14 protein-coding genes, 1 tRNA gene and 1 pseudogene are annotated in these 16,951 nt (G+C 70.7%); 13 read left to right on the forward strand and 3 right to left on the reverse strand.

From position 1 onward, the window contains the following. Positions 1 to 37: 37 nt before the first annotated feature. Positions 38 to 991, reverse strand: a complete 954-nt coding sequence (locus AB0C78_RS08180) for an acyl-CoA desaturase (RefSeq protein WP_151542364.1) — start codon at positions 989 to 991, stop codon at positions 38 to 40. A gap of 160 nt (positions 992 to 1,151) precedes the next feature. On the opposite strand from AB0C78_RS08180, the gene AB0C78_RS08185 reads away from it, so the two are divergent. From AB0C78_RS08185 to AB0C78_RS08235, 11 genes are all read left to right on the forward strand, one after another. Continuing rightward, a complete protein-coding gene (locus AB0C78_RS08185; protein ID WP_360743539.1) occupies positions 1,152 to 2,051 on the forward strand; it encodes an ADP-ribosylglycohydrolase family protein in 900 nt (299 codons plus the stop codon). Positions 2,052 to 2,154: 103 nt separating this feature from the next. Next, a tRNA-Gln gene (locus AB0C78_RS08190) sits at positions 2,155 to 2,225 on the forward strand. A 180-nt stretch (positions 2,226 to 2,405) separates the two neighbouring features. After that, positions 2,406 to 3,857 carry a bifunctional UDP-N-acetylglucosamine diphosphorylase/glucosamine-1-phosphate N-acetyltransferase GlmU gene (gene glmU / locus AB0C78_RS08195; protein WP_360743542.1) on the forward strand — a complete coding sequence of 484 codons (1,452 nt, stop codon included), beginning with the start codon at positions 2,406 to 2,408 and terminating at the stop codon, positions 3,855 to 3,857. A 185-nt stretch (positions 3,858 to 4,042) separates the two neighbouring features. Then, on the forward strand, positions 4,043 to 5,023 hold the full coding sequence (locus AB0C78_RS08200; protein WP_151542366.1) for a ribose-phosphate diphosphokinase: 981 nt from the start codon (positions 4,043 to 4,045) through the stop codon (positions 5,021 to 5,023). A 608-nt stretch (positions 5,024 to 5,631) separates the two neighbouring features. After that, the gene (locus AB0C78_RS08205) at positions 5,632 to 6,279 is read left to right on the forward strand and encodes a 50S ribosomal protein L25/general stress protein Ctc (protein WP_360743546.1); all 648 of its coding nucleotides are present in this window, start codon (positions 5,632 to 5,634) and stop codon (positions 6,277 to 6,279) included. Between the two features lie 75 nt (positions 6,280 to 6,354). Beyond that, the gene (pth, locus tag AB0C78_RS08210) at positions 6,355 to 6,930 is read left to right on the forward strand and encodes an aminoacyl-tRNA hydrolase (protein WP_360743549.1); all 576 of its coding nucleotides are present in this window, start codon (positions 6,355 to 6,357) and stop codon (positions 6,928 to 6,930) included. 191 nt (positions 6,931 to 7,121) lie between these two features. Further along, the gene (locus AB0C78_RS08215; RefSeq protein ID WP_151542369.1) at positions 7,122 to 8,597 is read left to right on the forward strand and encodes a sugar transferase; all 1,476 of its coding nucleotides are present in this window, start codon (positions 7,122 to 7,124) and stop codon (positions 8,595 to 8,597) included. A gap of 123 nt (positions 8,598 to 8,720) precedes the next feature. Further along, positions 8,721 to 9,668 (forward strand): inositol monophosphatase family protein, encoded by a 948-nt coding sequence (locus AB0C78_RS08220; protein ID WP_360743553.1) that lies wholly within the window; start codon positions 8,721 to 8,723, stop codon positions 9,666 to 9,668. Between the two features lie 123 nt (positions 9,669 to 9,791). Beyond that, entirely contained in the window at positions 9,792 to 10,709 is a 918-nt protein-coding gene (gene cysD, locus AB0C78_RS08225; protein ID WP_360743556.1) for a sulfate adenylyltransferase subunit CysD, read from the forward strand. A gap of 44 nt (positions 10,710 to 10,753) precedes the next feature. Beyond that, on the forward strand, positions 10,754 to 12,016 hold the full coding sequence (locus AB0C78_RS08230; RefSeq protein WP_151542384.1) for a GTP-binding protein: 1,263 nt from the start codon (positions 10,754 to 10,756) through the stop codon (positions 12,014 to 12,016). Between the two features lie 64 nt (positions 12,017 to 12,080). Continuing rightward, on the forward strand, positions 12,081 to 13,148 hold the full coding sequence (locus AB0C78_RS08235) for a glucose-1-phosphate thymidylyltransferase (RefSeq protein ID WP_360743560.1): 1,068 nt from the start codon (positions 12,081 to 12,083) through the stop codon (positions 13,146 to 13,148). Here the strand turns inward: AB0C78_RS08235 and AB0C78_RS08240 are convergent. Then, a pseudogene (locus tag AB0C78_RS08240) lies at positions 13,121 to 14,376 on the reverse strand (RNA-guided endonuclease TnpB family protein). The gene AB0C78_RS08235 and the pseudogene AB0C78_RS08240 overlap by 28 nt on opposite strands. Positions 14,377 to 14,488: 112 nt before the next feature. On the opposite strand from AB0C78_RS08240, the gene rfbB reads away from it, so the two are divergent. Next, a complete protein-coding gene (gene rfbB / locus AB0C78_RS08245; RefSeq protein WP_360743563.1) occupies positions 14,489 to 15,487 on the forward strand; it encodes a dTDP-glucose 4,6-dehydratase in 999 nt (332 codons plus the stop codon). Further along, a complete protein-coding gene (rfbD, locus tag AB0C78_RS08250; protein WP_360743566.1) occupies positions 15,484 to 16,359 on the forward strand; it encodes a dTDP-4-dehydrorhamnose reductase in 876 nt (291 codons plus the stop codon). The genes rfbB and rfbD overlap by 4 nt, the downstream gene beginning before the upstream one ends. Here the strand turns inward: rfbD and rfbC are convergent. Then, a complete protein-coding gene (gene rfbC, locus AB0C78_RS08255) occupies positions 16,332 to 16,931 on the reverse strand; it encodes a dTDP-4-dehydrorhamnose 3,5-epimerase (RefSeq protein ID WP_360743569.1) in 600 nt (199 codons plus the stop codon). The genes rfbD and rfbC overlap by 28 nt on opposite strands. Positions 16,932 to 16,951 lie beyond the last annotated feature (20 nt).

Genomic DNA, 16,951 nt, shown 5'->3' on the forward strand with positions numbered 1-16,951 from the left:
CTGGGAGCGGGATCTGTCACGGGATCAATTGTGACGGTCAAGCCGCCTGCTTCGTGCGCTTCGCGGACAGCCTGTCGTCCTTCGGCCACCGGACGTCCCGCGCCCAGCCCACCTTCTCGAACGCCCAGATGATGCGCGCGCTGATGTCGACCTGCCCCTTCAGCACCCCGTGCCGCGCGCACGTCGGGTCGCAGTGGTGCAGGTTGTGCCACGACTCGCCGAGCGAGGGGATCGCCAGCCACCACACGTTGCGGGACTTGTCGCGGACCTCGAAGTCCTCCTTGCCGAACGTGTGGCAGATCGAGTTGATCGCCCACGTCACGTGGTGGACGAGCGTGATCCGCACGAACCCCGCCCAGAACAGCGCGGTGAAGAAGCCGAGCCACGACATCGTGATCAGCCCGCCGAGCGCGGCCGGCAGCAGGAACGACACCGCCACCAGCCCCGGGAAGGCCAGGTGGATCCGGGTGATGTCGCGGTCCTTGAGCAGGTCCTTGGCGAACCGCTGCTTGGACGTCTTGTTCGCGTCGAACAGCCAGCCGTAGTGCGCCCAGACCAGGCCCTTGGCGAGCGCCTTCCAGTCGTCCCCGAACCGCCACGGCGAGTGCGGGTCGAAGTCCTGGTCGGAGTGCTTGTGGTGGCGCCGGTGGTCGGCGACCCAGGTGATCACGGGCCCCTGGATGGCCATGCTCCCGGCCAGCGCCAGGAAGATCTTCAGCCCCCGGTTCGCCTTGAACGACCCGTGCGTGAAGTACCGGTGGTACCCCACGGTGATCCCTCCGGCGGACAGCACGTAGAACACGGCCGTGAGCGCGACGTCGGTCCAGCCGAGGAACCTGCCCCAGGCGAGCGGGACGGCCGCGAACAGGGCCAGGAACGGGACGCCGGTGAACACCGCGACGAGCGCGCGTTCGGCGTTGCCCTGCTGGTCGGGGGATAGTTCGGGACGCCGTTCGGGTCGGGGAGGAGCCATGGTCGGAGCCGTTGTCATGCGTCACCACTTCCTGCGACTAGGGGCTGCTTACTTACGCCAACGTAACCTACGGATCCGTAAGTTGGACAGGGACGGCCGGTAAAATCAGTGGGAATCTCTCTCATGGGCCACAAAACTCTCGTGCGAAACTCCACTGCCCGCCGCGGAAGGACGTCCCATGCCCCCGACCCTGGACGAGCGCTCCACCCGCGCCCACGCCTCCCTGACAGGCCTCTCCACCGCCGACGCCTTCGGTGACCAGTTCTTCGTCCTGGCCAACCGGCAGGTGTCCGCGGAGACGGGTGTGCCGCCGGCGCCGTGGGGGTGGTCGGACGACACGGAGATGGCGTGCTCGGTAGTAGACGTTCTAAACCGATTCGGGCAAATCGACCAGGATGCACTGGCGCGGTCGTTCGCCGACCGGTTCGACGTCCACCGCCGCTACGGCGCCGGCGCCTTCGAGTTGCTGGAGCGCATCCGGGGCGGCGACCACTGGCACCGAGCCTCGCGGGAGCTGTTCGACGGCAAGGGCTCCTTCGGCAACGGCGCGGCGATGCGCGTCGCGCCCCTCGGCGCCTTCTTCGCGGACGACCTCGACCGCGCCGCGGCCCAAGCGGCCCTCTCCGCCGAGATCACCCACTCCCACGTCGAGGGGATCGCCGGTGCCGTGGCGGTGGCCGTCGCCGCCGCCTACGTCGCCTCCCAGAGGGACGCCAAGGTCGCTCCCAGAGACGTGATCGAGGTGGCGCTGGAGCACGTCACGATGGGGGAGTACGTGAGGCGCGGCCTGAAGCGGTCGATGCGCCTGCTGTCCAAGTCCCCGCGGGACGCCGCCTACGAGCTGGGCAACGGCAACCGCATCTCGGCGCAGGACACCGTGCCGTACGCGCTGTGGGCGGCGGCCACCAGGCTCACCGACTACGAGGCGGCGGTGCGCGCGTGCGTGATGGTCGGCGGCGACATGGACACCACGTCCGCGATCGTCGGCGGGATCGTGGCCGCCCATCTCGGCGCCGAGGCCGTCCCCGCCTCCTGGTTGGAGGCCCGCGAACCCCTGCCCGGCTGGCTCGGCCGGTAAAGTCCTGCGGGCGAGGGAAAGCCGTGGGGACCCCGTGGGTCCACTCGGTATCGTTGATCCCGCGCGAGTCGACACTCTCGTGCAGAGAGGTTCGAAACGCCCATCCCGGGTCGTCTAGGGGCAGGACAACTGATTTTGGTTCAGTCAACGGAGGTTCGATTCCTCCCCCGGGAGCCTGTTTGGCTGGATTGCCGTCTTTTGGGGCGTCTGTCCTGGTGAGGTGGCCCGCGGGGTGACCCGCGCCCGGCGGGCGGTATCCTTCCGGTGTCGGGTGCGCTCCGGCCTGCCATGCCCTGATGTCGCAGGTGGGCGCGCTCGCAGCCGATCCCGTCCGCGATGCCGAGGAGCCTCCTAGTGAGCGCCAACAGCCCGGCCGCCGTCATCGTTCTCGCCGCGGGCGAGGGCACGCGCATGAAGTCCCGCACCCTGAAGGTCCTGCACGAGCTGGGCGGGCGCGCGATGCTCGGCCACGTGCTCGCCGCCGCCCGCGAGCTGGAGCCGCGGCGGATCGTCGCGGTCGTCGGGCACCGCCGCGAGCAGGCCGTCGCCTACCTGGGCGAGCACGCGCCGGACGTGGAACCCGTCGTCCAGGAGGTCCAGGGCGGGACGGGGCACGCCGTCCGGATGGCGCTGGAGCAGACCGGCTCGCTCGACGGCACCGTCGTCGTGACCAACGGAGACCACCCGCTGCTGCGCGGCGAGACGCTCGCCGCGCTCGTGCGGACGCACGAGACCGCGGGCAACGCGGTCACCGTCCTGACGACGGAGATGCCCGACGCGACCGGGTACGGGCGGATGATCCGGGCCGCCGACGGCAGCGTCGAGGCGATCGTCGAGCACAAGGACGCCACCGAGGCGCAGCGCGCCGTCACCGAGATCAACGTCGGCATGTACGCCTTCGACGGGACCCTGCTGGAGGACGCGCTCAAGCGGGTGACCACCGACAACGCCGGCGGCGAGGAGTACCTCACCGACGTCGTGGCGATCCTGCGCGGCGACGGCCACCGCGCCGGCGCGCACCTGGTCGCCGACTGGGCCGAGACCCAGGGCGTCAACGACCGCGTCCAGCTCGCCCAGGCGCGGCGGCAGCTGAACGACCGGATCCTGGAGGCCCACATGCGGGCCGGGGTGACGATCGTGGATCCGGCGTCCACCTGGATCGACGTGGACGTCACCGCGGAACCGGACGCCGTCGTCCACCCCGGGACGCAGCTGCACGGCCGCACCCACCTGGAGGCGGGCGCCAGCGTCGGCCCGAACTGCACCCTGACCGACACCCGGGTCGGCGCGGACGCGTCCGTGGTGAACGCGGTGTGCGTCGAGGCGGAGATCGGCCCGGACGCGTCCGTCGGCCCGTTCGCCTACCTGCGGCCCGGCACCCGGCTCGCCCGCAAGGGCAAGATCGGCACCTACGTCGAGACCAAGAACGCCGACATCGGCGAGGGCACCAAGGTGCCGCATCTCACCTACGTCGGCGACGCCGAGATCGGCGACCACTCCAACATCGGCGCGAGCTCGGTGTTCGTGAACTACGACGGTGTCCAGAAGCACCGCAGCGTGATCGGCTCCCATGTGAAGGTCGGCAGCGACAACATGATCGTCGCGCCGGTGACGGTCGGCGACGGCGCCTACACCGCCGCCGGCTCGGTGATCATCCAGGACGTCCCGCCGGGCGCGATGGCGGTCGCGCGGGCGCGGCAGCGCAACGTCGAGGGCTGGGTCGAGCGCAGGCGGCCCGGCACGCCCGCGGCGGAGGCGGCGGAAGCGGCGCGGCGCGCCGCCGAAGGCGGGGACGACCCCGCCTGACGGCCCGCGCCGGCGACCCGGCGCGCCCATGACTGCCCCGCCCCGCGGCGGGGAGGTGGAGGACAGCGGCGTCCCCCACGGACAAAAGACGACCGGGCATCACGGAGGGGACTCTTGTGGTGCCCGGGGAGTGGGGACGACAACCCACATGAGTGCACAGTTCCATTGAGGGGGAGTTGTCAGAGGTGAGTGGGATCAAAGCGAGCGGTCAGAAGAAGCTGATGCTCTTCACCGGCCGAGCCCACCCGGACCTGGCCAAGGAGGTCGCCGACAACCTCCACGTCGACCTGACGCCGACGTCCGCGTACGACTTCGCCAACGGTGAGACGTTCGTGCGGTTCCTGGAGTCCGTCCGCGGCTCCGACGCCTTCGTGATCCAGAGCCACACGGCTCCCATCAACCAGTGGATCATGGAGCAGCTGATCATGGTGGACGCGCTCAAGCGGGCGTCCGCCAAGCGGATCACGGTCGTCGCGCCGTTCTTCGGCTACGCCCGCCAGGACAAGAAGCACCGCGGCCGCGAACCCATCTCGGCGCGGCTGATGGCCGACCTGTTCAAGACCGCCGGCGCCGACCGGCTGATCACCGTCGACCTGCACACCGCGCAGATCCAGGGCTTCTTCGACGGCCCCGTCGACCACCTGTTCGCGCTGGACCTGCTCGCCCACCACTTCGAGAGCCGCCTCGACACCTCCCGCGTGACCGTCGTCGCGCCGGACGCGGGCCGGGTCCGGGTGACCGAGCGCTGGTCGGACCGGCTCGGCGGCGTCCCCATGGCCATCATCCACAAGAAGCGCGACCCCGACGTCGCCAACGAGGTCAAGGTCTTCGACGTCGTCGGCGAGGTCAAGGGCCGCACCTGCGTCGTCGTCGACGACATGATCGACACCGGCGGGACGATCGTGAAGGCCGCCGACGCGCTGTTCGACCACGGCGCCGACAAGGTCGTCGTCGCCGCCACCCACGGCGTCCTGTCCGGCCCCGCCGTCGACCGGCTGAAGAACTCCCGGATCTCCGAGGTCGTCCTCACCAACACCCTGCCCATCCCCGAGGACAAGCAGTTCGACAAGCTGACCGTCCTGTCGATCGCCCCGCTGATCGCCCGCGCGATCAACGAGGTCTTCAGCGACGGCTCCGTCACCAGCCTCTTCGGCGGACATAGTTAGTTTTGCTTTGTCCTCGGCGGTCGGGCCCTGGGGGCCCTCCCTTCAACGGACAAAGCGTGCGATCGCTGCATCGCTCCGGCTCGGCCCTGGGGGCCTCGCTGCGCGATCGGATTCTCGCTTCGCTCGAATCCGGCTTCGCTCGCGATCGCGACGGTTCGGGTCGTTGCGTGGCCGGGGTGCCGGCTGAGGTCGGCGGGTCTGGTCATCGGCTGAGGTCGTCGGTCACGGTGGCTGAGGTTGTCGGCATCGGTCCTCGGCTGGGTTCTTCTTGACGGCTCGGGGTGGTGGGAACGGGGTCGGGGGGACGATCGTCTTTCCGGGTGAGGGTGCCGTTCGTGTCCGGCTCGGCCGGGTCGTGGACGTTTCGGAAGGGCCCCCGCGGCGGGTCGTCGCGGGGGCGATGGCGTTGCGCGTGGAAACGATCGGCTAGACTTCTTGAATCCGCGTATGCCCCGGGTCGTCAGTGCGGCTCCGTTCAGGTCCGTACTCCCCGGGTAACGCAAAGAATCTTCGAGGCGCCTGACGCATCGAGCTACGCCTGATTCGCTCTGTCCGTAGCGGACGTCCTTCGGGACGGCCGTGGATCGCAACAACGAGGAGTTTTCGCCGTGTCCGAGGTACGCATCGCCGCCGAGCCGCGCACCGAGTTCGGTAAGGGTGCCGCGCGGCGCACCCGCCGGGCCGGCAAGGTGCCCGCCGTCCTCTACGGTCACGGCACCGACCCGCAGCACATCACGCTGCCGGGGCACGAGCTGATGCTCGCGCTGAAGACCCCGAACGTGCTGCTGACCATCGAGGGCGTCGGCAGCGGCTCCGAGCTCGCGCTGCCCAAGGACGTGCAGCGCGACCCCATCAAGGGCTTCCTGGAGCACGTCGACCTGCTGCTGGTCAAGCGCGGTGAGAAGGTCACCGTCGACCTGCCGGTGAACGTGGTCGGCGACGTCGTCGCCGGCGGCGTCGTGCAGCAGGAGCTCGTCCAGGTCTCGGTGGAGACCGAGGCGACGCACATCCCCGAGTCGGTGGAGCTGTCCATCGAGGGCGTCGAGGTCGGCACGCAGCTGCTCGCCAAGGACCTGAAGCTGCCGTCGGGCACCACGCTGGCGGTCGACGAGGAGGCGCTGATCCTGCAGATCGCCGACGCGTCGGCGTCCGCGGGCGACACCGAGACCGAGGCCGAGGCGGAGGCCGCCGAAGCCGCCGAGGCCGCGGCCGCGGAGGCCGCCGCCGAGGGCGAGGCGGAGGAGTCCGCCGAGTAGCATCGCGGAACGGCGAAACCGACGAACGGCCCCCGCAGGCGCGCCTGCGGGGGTCTTCGGCTGTGAGGAGATCGGGTGAGCGCGGACGTCTGGCTGGTGGTCGGCCTGGGCAATCCGGGGCCGTCGTACGCCGGCAACCGGCACAACGCCGGGTTCATGGTGCTGGACCTGCTGGCCGGACGGGCGGGCGGCAAGTTCAAGGCGCACAAGGGCCGGGCCGACGTGCTGGAAGGCCGGCTCGCGGGCGTGCGGGCCGTGCTGGCGAAGCCGCGGACGTACATGAACGAGTCGGGCGGCCCGGTGAAGGGGCTGCGGGACTTCTACAAGGTGCCGGTGGAGCGGCTGATCGTCGTCCACGACGAGCTGGACATCCCGTTCGGGGCGCTGCGGCTGAAGCGCGGCGGCGGTGACAACGGTCACAACGGGCTGCGGTCGATCACGAAGTCGCTGGGCGACAAGGAGTACCTGCGGGTCAGGTTCGGGGTGGGGCGGCCGCCCGGGCGGATGGACGCCGCAGCGTACGTGCTGAAGGACTTCTCGGCTGCGGAGCGGAAGGTGCTGGACCTGGAGGTCGACCGGGCGGCGGACGCGGTGGAGTCGCTCCTGACCGGCGGCCTGGAGGCGGCGCAGAACGCCTACCACGCGGGCTGATTCCGCGGCGCGGCGAGCGTCTTCGGGGGATCGGCCGGATGCGGCCCGTGGTGGGGTGAACACGGCGGGACGATCGTAAAATTCTGCGCGGATGAGGTTCACGGTTTATGTGAACCTTGAGCGCTGTTCAACCGTCTCTGGGGTGGATCGAGCTTTTCGGGGCGCGCGTTACATGGGTTGGGTGAGGTCGTATGGCCGTCGTTGACAAGGTTCAGGCCGAGTCACCGATCCGCCACGAGCAACGTCGCCCGGATGCGCAGAGCTGGAGTGGATGGTACCGCCGGTTCGCCGGCGGGCTCGATTTCTTCAGCATGCTGGCGGCCGGGGTGATCGCGTTCGTGCTCCGCTTCCCTGGTGTGCCGAGCGATCCGACGGCGCCGTACGTCGCGTTGACGGTGGCGCTGCCGGTGCTGTGGATCCCGATGCTGGCGCTGTGCCGGGCGTACCAGCCGCGGTACATCGGCGTCGGCTACGAGGAGTTCAAGGGCGTCCTGCGCGCGGGGTTCATCTTCACCGCGACGCTGGCGATCCTGGCGTACGCCACCAAGACGGAGGTGGCGCGCGGGTACGTCGTGATGGCGATGCCGCTCGGCACGTTCCTGGACCTGGTCGCTCGGTACCGGCTGCGCAAGTGGCTGCACCGCAAGCGCTGGAACGGCGAGTGCATGCGGCGGGTGGTGGCGGTGGGGCACCGCACGTCCGTCGCGGACCTGATCCGGCTGCTGCGGCAGAAGCGGTACCACGGGATGGACATCGTGGCGGTGTGCCTGCCGCCGGCGCTCGCGTCCGGCGAGGACGCGGTCCACGAGATCGAGGGCGTGCCGGTGCTCGGCGACTTCGGGCAGACCGCGGCGGTCGCGGAGCGGATCGGCGCGGACTCGGTGGCGGTGCTGGCGTGCCCGGAGATGGACGGGGTGGCGCTGCGCCGGCTGGCGTGGCAGATCGAGCGCGACGACGTGGAGCTGGTGGTCGCGCCGGCGCTGATGGACGTGACGGGCCCGCGGATCTCGATCCGTCCGGTGTCGGGGCTGCCGCTGCTGCACGTGGAGCACCCGGAGCTGGACGGCGGCCGGCGGGTGCTGAAGGGGCTGTTCGACCGGACGGCGGCGCTGACGGGACTGCTGCTGCTGAGCCCGCTGATGCTGGTGGTCGCGTTCCTGATCAAGGTGACGAGCGCGGGCCCGGTGATGTTCAGGCAGGTCCGGGTGGGGCGCGGCGGCCGCGAGTTCACGGTGCTGAAGTTCCGCACGATGGTGCAGGACGCGGAGGCGCGCAAGAACGCGCTGATGGAGCACAACGAGAACGACGGCGTGCTGTTCAAGATCCGGGAGGATCCGCGGATCACGAAGGTGGGGCGGTGGCTGCGCCGGTACTCGCTGGACGAGCTGCCGCAGCTGTTCAACGTGGTGCGGGGCGACATGTCGCTGGTGGGGCCGCGTCCGCCGCTGCCGGAGGAGGTCGCGCAGTACGGCGGCGACGTGTACCGGCGGCTGGTGGTGAAGCCGGGGCTGACCGGGCTGTGGCAGGTCAGCGGCCGGTCGGACCTGACGTGGGACGAGTCGGTCCGGCTCGACCTGCGGTACGTGGACAACTGGTCGCTGGCGCTGGACCTGCAGATCATGTGGAAGACGTGGTCGGCGGTGTTCCGCGGCTCCGGCGCGTACTAGCCGCGGCGCGCCGCCGTCAGCCCGGTCTCGCCAGGTGGGACGTGACCCTGGCACCGGGCGGCGTGGGGTATGCATGAGAAAGTAGACCGGGCAGACCAGTCGAGTCGGGAATGTGATCAACGGATGACCGAGAGAGCGGCGGCGGACGACCACGCGCTGGCGGCGGAGCTCGCCGCGGCGGCGGGGCGGCTGCTGCTGGGCGTGCGGGACGAGGTGGGCTTCGCCGACGGGCGCGCCCTGAAGGACACCGGCGACCTGCGGTCGCACGAGTACCTGATGGCGGCGCTGGCGGAGCGCTGTCCCGGCGACGCCGTGCTCTCGGAGGAGGGCCGCTCGTCCGTGGCGGGCAAGCGCTCCCAGGGCGACGACCGGGCCCCGACGCGCAACACCGGGGAGGCGGAGCGGCTGTCGGCGTCCCGCGTGTGGATCATCGATCCGCTGGACGGGACCCGGGAGTTCTCCGAGGAGGGCCGCCGCGACTGGGCCGTCCACGTGGCGCTGTGGGAGCGGGACGCGGCGGGCGCGGCGCGGCTGTCGGCGGGCGCGGTGGCGCTGCCGGCGCAGGGCCTGACGCTGCGGACCGACGCGACGGGCGGCGCGTCGCTCGTCCGCGACGACGCCGGCGAGCCCGACCCGGTGACGGCGGGCAGCGACGCCGCGCGCCGCGGCCTGCCGCGGGAGGTGCCGCTGCACGCGCCGGCGCCGGACGCGGGCAAGCTGCGGATCGCGGTGAGCCGGACGCGGCCGCCGGAGTTCGTGCAGCGGCTCGCGGAGAGGCTGGACCTGGACGTGGAGCTGGTGCCGATCGGGTCGGCGGGCGCGAAGATCTCCGCGGTGCTGCTCGGCGAGGTGGACGCCTACGTGCACGCGGGCGGCCAGTACGAGTGGGACTCGGCGGCGCCGGCGGCGGTGGCGCTGGCGGCGGGCGCGCACGCGTCGCGCATCGACGGCGCTCCGCTGGAGTACAACCGGAAGGACCCGAGGCTGCCGGATATCCTGGTGTGCCATCCCGTGTCGGCGTCGACGCTGCTGACCGGCATCGGAGAAGTGAGCGACAGCCTGCCCGGCTGAACCGCCCCTCGCCGGGCGGGATTGATCGGCGGCGGGCCGACGTTCGATCCGGTGGGAAGCGCGGGCGCCCGTCCCGCGCCACCGGTTGCATCTGCCAGAACAGCGTGGAGAGAGCCCTAGACCATGCAGCGTTGCGATTACCTGCTGTCCCAGCTAGACGTCCTCGAGGCCGAGTCGATCCATATCTTCCGGGAGGTGGCGGCCGAGTTCGAGCGGCCCGTCCTGCTGTTCTCGGGCGGCAAGGACAGCATCGTGATGCTGCGCCTGGCCCAGAAGGCGTTCTGGCCCGCGCCGATCCCGTTCCCGGTGATGCACGTCGACACCGGGCACAACTTCCCCGAGGTGATGGAGTTCCGCGACCGGCGGGTCGCCGAGCTGGGCGTCCGGCTGATCGTGGCGTCGGTGCAGGACGCGATCGACTCCGGCCGGGTGGTGGAGCAGAAGGGGCGGCGCGCGTCGCGGAACCGGCTGCAGATCACACCGCTGCTGGACGCGATCGAGGAGCACGGGTTCGACGCGGCGTTCGGCGGTGCGCGCCGCGACGAGGAGAAGGCGCGCGCGAAGGAGCGCGTGGTGTCGTTCCGGGACGAGTTCGGGCAGTGGGATCCGAAGAACCAGCGTCCGGAGCTGTGGAACCTGTTCAACACGCGGATCACGCAGGGCGAGCACGTCCGGGTGTTCCCGCTGTCGAACTGGACGGAACTGGACATCTGGGACTACGTGCGGCGCGAGGAGCTGGAGCTGCCGCCGATCTACTTCGCGCACACGCGGCGGGTGTTCGAGCGCGACGGGCTGCTGCTGGACGCCGAGACGGGGTTCGCGAACCGCGGCGACGACGAGCCGGAGTTCGAGGCGTCCGTCCGGTACCGGACGGTCGGCGACGCGTCCTGCACCGGCGCGGTGAAGTCGAACGCCGCGTCGCTGGAAGAGGTGATCGCGGAGATCGCCGCGACGCGGATCACCGAGCGCGGCCAGACCCGCGCCGACGACCGCACCAGCGAGGCCGCCATGGAGGACCGCAAGAAGGAGGGCTACTTCTAATGGCCAGCACGATCGAGCCCGCCGAGAGCGCGTCCGCCAAGACGATGGATCTGCTGCGCTTCGCGACCGCCGGCAGCGTCGACGACGGCAAGTCCACCCTGATCGGGCGGCTGCTGTTCGACTCCAAGTCGATCTTCGAGGACCAGCTGGAGTCGGTCGAGAAGACCAGCGTCGACCGCGGCGAGGAGTACACCAACCTCGCGCTGCTCACCGACGGCCTGCGCGCCGAGCGGGAGCAGGGCATCACCATCGACGTGGCGTACCGCTACTTCGCGACGCCGCGCCGCAAGTTCATCATCGCCGACACCCCCGGGCACATCCAGTACACCCGGAACATGGTGACGGGCGCGTCCACCGCCGACCTCGCGATCATCCTGGTGGACGCCCGCAAGGGGATCCTGGAGCAGTCCCGGCGGCACGCGTTCCTGACCACGCTGCTGCAGGTCCCGCACCTGGTCGTGGCGATCAACAAGATGGACCTCGTCGACTACGACCAGGCCGTCTACGAGCGGATCGTCGACGAGTTCACCGCGTTCGCCTCCAAGCTGGAGGTGACGGACCTGACGTTCATCCCGATCTCGGCGCTGCACGGCGACAACGTCGTCGAGCGCAGCGTGAACATGCCGTGGTACGACGGGTCGTCGCTGCTCCACCACCTGGAGCACGTGCACATCGCCTCGGACCGCAACCTGATCGACGTCCGGTTCCCGGTGCAGTACGTCATCCGGCCGCACGCCTCCACCGACCCCGAGCTGCACGACTACCGCGGCTACGCCGGGCAGGTCGCGGGCGGCGTGCTGAAGCCGGGCGACGAGGTGGTGCACCTGCCGTCCGGGCTGACCACGACGATCACGCACATCGACGGCCCGAACGGGCCGGTCGACGAGGCGTACGCGCCGATGTCGGTGACGCTGCGGCTCGCCGACGACATCGACATCTCCCGCGGCGACATGATCGCGCGCCCGCACAACCGGCCGGAGGCCGCGCAGGACCTCGACGCGATGGTGTGCTGGATGACCCCGGACCGGGTCCTCACCCCGCGCACCAAGCTCGTCATCAAGCACACCACCCGCACCGCGAAGGCGCTGGTGAAGGACCTGCACTACCGGCTGGACGTCAACACGCTGCACCGCGACGACCAGGCGGAGGGCCTCGGGCTGAACGAGATCGGCCGGATCTCGCTGCGGGTGACGCAGCCGCTGTTCGTCGACGACTACAACCGCAACCGGCTGACCGGCGGGTTCATCCTGATCGACGAGGCCACCAACAACACCGTCGGCGCCGGGATGATCACCGGCGCCCGATAAGCACCCCTTTGGAGCCCCCCGTGCACCTGCCCGCCCCCCAGGGCCCGACCTCCGCCGTCGCGCCGTGAAGGCCCTCGTGCTGGCGGGCGGGGCCGGGTCCCGGCTCCGCCCCATCACCCACACCTCGGCGAAGCAGCTCGTCCCCGTCGCGAACAAGCCCGTCCTCTTCTACGGCCTGGAGGCGATCCGGGACGCCGGGATCCGCGAGGTCGGCATCGTCGTCGGCGACACCGAGGCGGAGATCCGCGGCGCCGTCGGCGACGGCTCGGCGTTCGGCCTCGACGTGACGTACCTGCGCCAGGACGCCCCGCGCGGGCTGGCGCACGCCGTCCTCATCGCCCGCGAGTACCTCGGCGGCGACGACTTCGTCATGTACCTCGGCGACAACTTCATCGTCGGCGGCATCGACGGCCTCGTCGACCGGTTCCGCGCGGACCGCCCGCAGGCGCAGATCATGCTGACGCACGTCTCCGACCCGCGCGCGTTCGGCGTCGCCGAGCTCGACGGCGCGGGCCGCGTCGTCGCGCTGGAGGAGAAGCCGGAGTTCCCGAAGAGCGACCTGGCGCTGGTCGGGGTGTACCTGTTCAGCGCGGCGGTGCACGAGGCGGTCGCGGAGCTGAAACCGTCCGCGCGCGGCGAGCTGGAGATCACCGACGCGATCCAGTGGCTGATCGACCACGGCCACCGGGTCGAGTCCACGGTGATCACCGGCTACTGGAAGGACACCGGCAACGTCACCGACATGCTGGAGGTCAACCGGCTCGTCCTGGAGGGCGTCGAACCTCATGTGGAGGGCGAGGTGGACGGGGCCAGCGAGCTGATCGGCCGGGTCGTGGTCGAGGCGGGCGCGCGCGTCGCGGGGTCCCGCGTCGTCGGCCCGGTCATCGTCGGCGCCGGCTCGGTCGTCCGCGACTCCTACGTCGGCCCGTTCACCTCCATCGACCGCGACTGCGCGGTCCTGGACAGCGAGATCGAGTACTCGATCGTGCTGCGCGGCGCGTCCATCGACGGCGTCGGCCGCATCGAGTGCTCGCTGATCGGCCGCGAGGCCGAGGTCACCCCCGCCCCCCGCGTGCCGAAGGCGCACCGCCTCGTCCTGGGAGATCACAGCAAAGTGCAGATCAGCAATTGACCGGCATTCCCCTCGTGGAAGGGGAGTCCGGCGGTCACCCGCCGGGTTTCCTGTTTCATCACCGCTCGCCCGCCGGGAAGAACTTCCGTTGAGGTCTTACAGCAGCTCCGCAGGCGTTTCGCCTCTCCGCCGGCCCGGCGGCGAGGATGTTCCGCGCGGCGTTGACGTCCCGGTCGTGAAGGGCGTCGCAGGCGGCGCACCTCCACTCGCGGACTGCCAGGGGCATCATGGAAGCCCGGTGCCCGCAGGCACTGCACAGCTTGCTGGACGGGAACCAACGGTCGACCACGACCAGTTCGCGTCCGTACCAGTCGGCCTTGTACTCCAGCATCGAGCGCAACTGGCGCCAGCCCGAATCGGCGATGGCGCGGGCCAGCGACGGGTTCTTGAGCATGTTCCCCACGCCCAGGTCCTCGATCACGACCGCTTGGTTCTCGCGGACGAGCCGAGTCGAGAGCTTGTGCAGGAAATCGCGCCGCCGGTCGGCGATCCGAGCATGGACGCGCGCGACGCGCCGCCGGGCCCTGGCGCGGTTGGCCGAGCCCGGACGCTTCCGGAAAAGGCTCTGCTGAGCTTTGGCGAGTCGCTTCCGGTCACGATCCCCGAATCGCGGATTGGTGATCTTTTCGCCGGTGGAAAGGGTCGCCAGCGACGTGATGCCGAAGTCCACGCCGGTGCGCTGCCCAGTGGGGGGCAGGGGTGTGACGCGGTCCTCGCACAGCAGGGACACGAACCACCGCCCCGCCGGGTCGCGTGTGACCGTGACCGTAGACGGCGTCGCCCCGTCGGGAAGCGGACGCGACCAGACGACACGGAGCGGCGCGTCCATCCTGGCGAGCGTCAGTTCACCGTTCCGGTAGGCGAACGCCGACCTGGTGAACTCGGCCGTCGCCTTGCTCTTCTTCCTCGATTTGAAGGCCGGATGGCGTGCGCGTTTCGAGAAGAAGTTGGTGAACGCCTTTTGCAGATGCCGCACGGCCTGCTGAAGCGGAACCGAGGAGACCTCCGCCAAGAAGTCGAATCTTGGTTCGCGTTTCCACTGTGTGAGCATCGCCGACGCCTCCTTGAAGCCGAGATGGCGTCCCTCGGCGCGGAAGACCCGGATGTGCTCCTCCAGGGCCTTGTTGTAGACGAGGCGGACACAGCCGAACGTCCGTGCAAGCTGCGTGGCTTGGTGAAGGGTCGGATAGCAGCGGTACTTGAACGCCCGCTTCACGGTCCGAGGCATGGAACGGACTGTAGCGGTTCGATTGCTCAGCGTCGTGCATTTGTTCGAAGTTCCGTGCGCACGCTGCCCCGATGACGGAAGGGCGGATGTCCAAGTGAGGAGTCAGATGGACATGGCGGCTGGCCGACCCCCGCGGGTGCTGGTGACGGGTGGGGCCGGGTTCATTGGGTCGCAGTATGTGCGGGACCTGGCGTCCGGGGCGTTTCCCGCGTGGGCGGGCGCCGAGATCACCGTGCTGGACAAGCTGACCTATGCCGGGAACCTCGCGAACCTGGAGCCCGTCGAGGGGCGGTTCACGTTCGTGCACGGCGACATCTGCGACGGGGAGTTGCTCGCGGAGCTGGTGCCGGGGCATGACGTCGTGCTGAACTTCGCGGCCGAGTCGCATGTGGACCGGTCGATCGCCAGCGGCGCGGAGTTCGCGCGGACGAACGTGCTGGGCGTCCAGGCGCTGATGCAGGCGTGCCTGGACGCGGGGACGCCGCGGGTGGTGCAGGTGTCCACCGACGAGGTGTACGGCAGCATCGACGAGGGCTCCTGGGACGAGGAGGCGCCGCTCGCGCCGAACTCGCCGTACTCGGCGGCGAAGGCGGGCGGCGACATGATGGCGCGGGCCTACGCGCGCACACACGGGCTGCCCGTCAGCATCACCCGCTGCGGCAACAACTACGGGCCGTACCAGTACCCGGAGAAGGTCATCCCGCTGTTCGCCACGAACCTGATGGACGGCCATACGGTGCCGCTGTACGGGGACGGCGGGAACGTCCGCGACTGGATCCACGCCGCCGACCACTGCCGCGGCATCCAGGTGGTCGCCGAGCGCGGCGAGCCCGGCGAGGTGTACCACATCGCGGGCACGGCGGAGCTGACGAACCTGGAGCTGACGGGGCGGCTGCTGGACGCGGTCGGCGCCGGCTGGGACAGGGTCGAGCGTGTCGAGGACCGCAAGGGCCACGACCGCCGGTACTCGCTGTCGGACGCGAAGCTGCGGGCGCTCGGGTACGCGCCGCAGGTCGCGTTCGAGGACGGCCTGGCCGAGACGGTCCGCTGGTACGAGGAGAACCGCGCCTGGTGGGAGCCGCTGAAGAAGCGGTCGGAGGACGCGGCGTGACGTGGCTCGTCACCGGTGCGGGCGGGATGCTCGGCACCGACCTCGTCGCGCGTCTCGACGACGTGGTGGCGCCGGGACGCGCCGAGCTGGACCTGACCGACGCGGACGCGGTCCGCGAGGCGCTGCGGCGGCACCGGCCCGACACCGTGGTGAACTGCGCCGCCTGGACGGCCGTCGACGACGCGGAGACCAGCGAGGACGCGGCGCTGGCCGTCAACGGCACGGCGGTCGGGGCGCTCGTCGCGGGATGCGCGGAGATCGGCGCGAAGCTCGTCCAGGTCTCCACCGACTACGTGTTCGACGGCACCGCCACCGAGCCGTACCCGGAGGACGCGCCGACCGCCCCCGTCAACGCCTACGGCCGCACGAAGCTCGCCGGCGAGACGGCGGTGCTCGGCTACGAGCGCGGCTACGTGGTGCGGACGGCCTGGCTGTACGGGGCGCACGGGCCCAGCTTCGTCCGGACGATGGCGCGGCTGGCGGGGGAGCGCGACACCGTCGAGGTGGTCGACGACCAGGCCGGGCAGCCGACCTGGACCGGCGACCTCGCCGACCGGATCATCGCGCTCGCCCGCGCGGACGCCCCTGCCGGGGCCTACCACGGCACGAACGCCGGCCGGACGACCTGGTACGGGCTGGCCCGCGAGGTGTTCGCGCTGCTCGGCCACGACCCGGCGCGGGTGCGGGCCACGACGAGCGAGAGGTTCGTGCGGCCCGCGCCGCGCCCGGCGTTCAGCGTCCTCGGGCACGGCCGGTGGGCGGCGTCGGGCCTGGCGCCCATGCGGGACTGGCGGGACGCCCTGCACGCCGCCTGGCCGTCCCTGACGGCCGCGTGGCCGGAGCGTCAGACCGGCAGCCCGAGCTTGGCGTAGTGGTCGAGGCAGTCCTGGTAGGACGGCAGGAGGCCGGTGTCGAGGGCCTCCTGGAGCGTCGGCGCCTCCGCGTCCTTGCCGGACAGGACGGGCTCGATGCCGGCGGGCCACTCGATGCCGATCTCGGGGTCGAGCGGGTGGACGCCGTGCTCGCGGCCCGGCGCGTAGGGCTCCGAGCACAGGTAGATGACCGTCGCGTCGTCCGTGAGCGCCATGAACGCGTGCCCGACGCCTTCCGCGACGTACAGGCAGCGGCGGGACTCGTCGTCCAGCCGGACACCCTCCCACTGCCCGAACGTGGGGGATCCGACGCGCAGGTCGACGACGACGTCGAGGATCGCGCCGCGCAGGCACGTCACGTACTTGGCCTGGCCGGGCGGGACGTCGGCGAAGTGCACGCCGCGCAGGGCGCCCCTGGACGACACCGAGCAGTTCGCCTGCGCCAGGTTCAGCCCGTGTCCCGTGACCGTCCGCAGCGCGTCGTCCCGGAACCACTCATGGAAAGATCCCCGCTGGTCACCGTGCACGCGGGGGGTGAAGGAGTAAGTACCTTTAATGCCGAGCGGATCCACATGCGCAAGAATGCCACACG

The organism is Actinomadura sp. NPDC048394, assembly GCF_040651755.1.
GTDB classification, from domain to species: domain Bacteria; phylum Actinomycetota; class Actinomycetes; order Streptosporangiales; family Streptosporangiaceae; genus Spirillospora; species Spirillospora montaniterrae.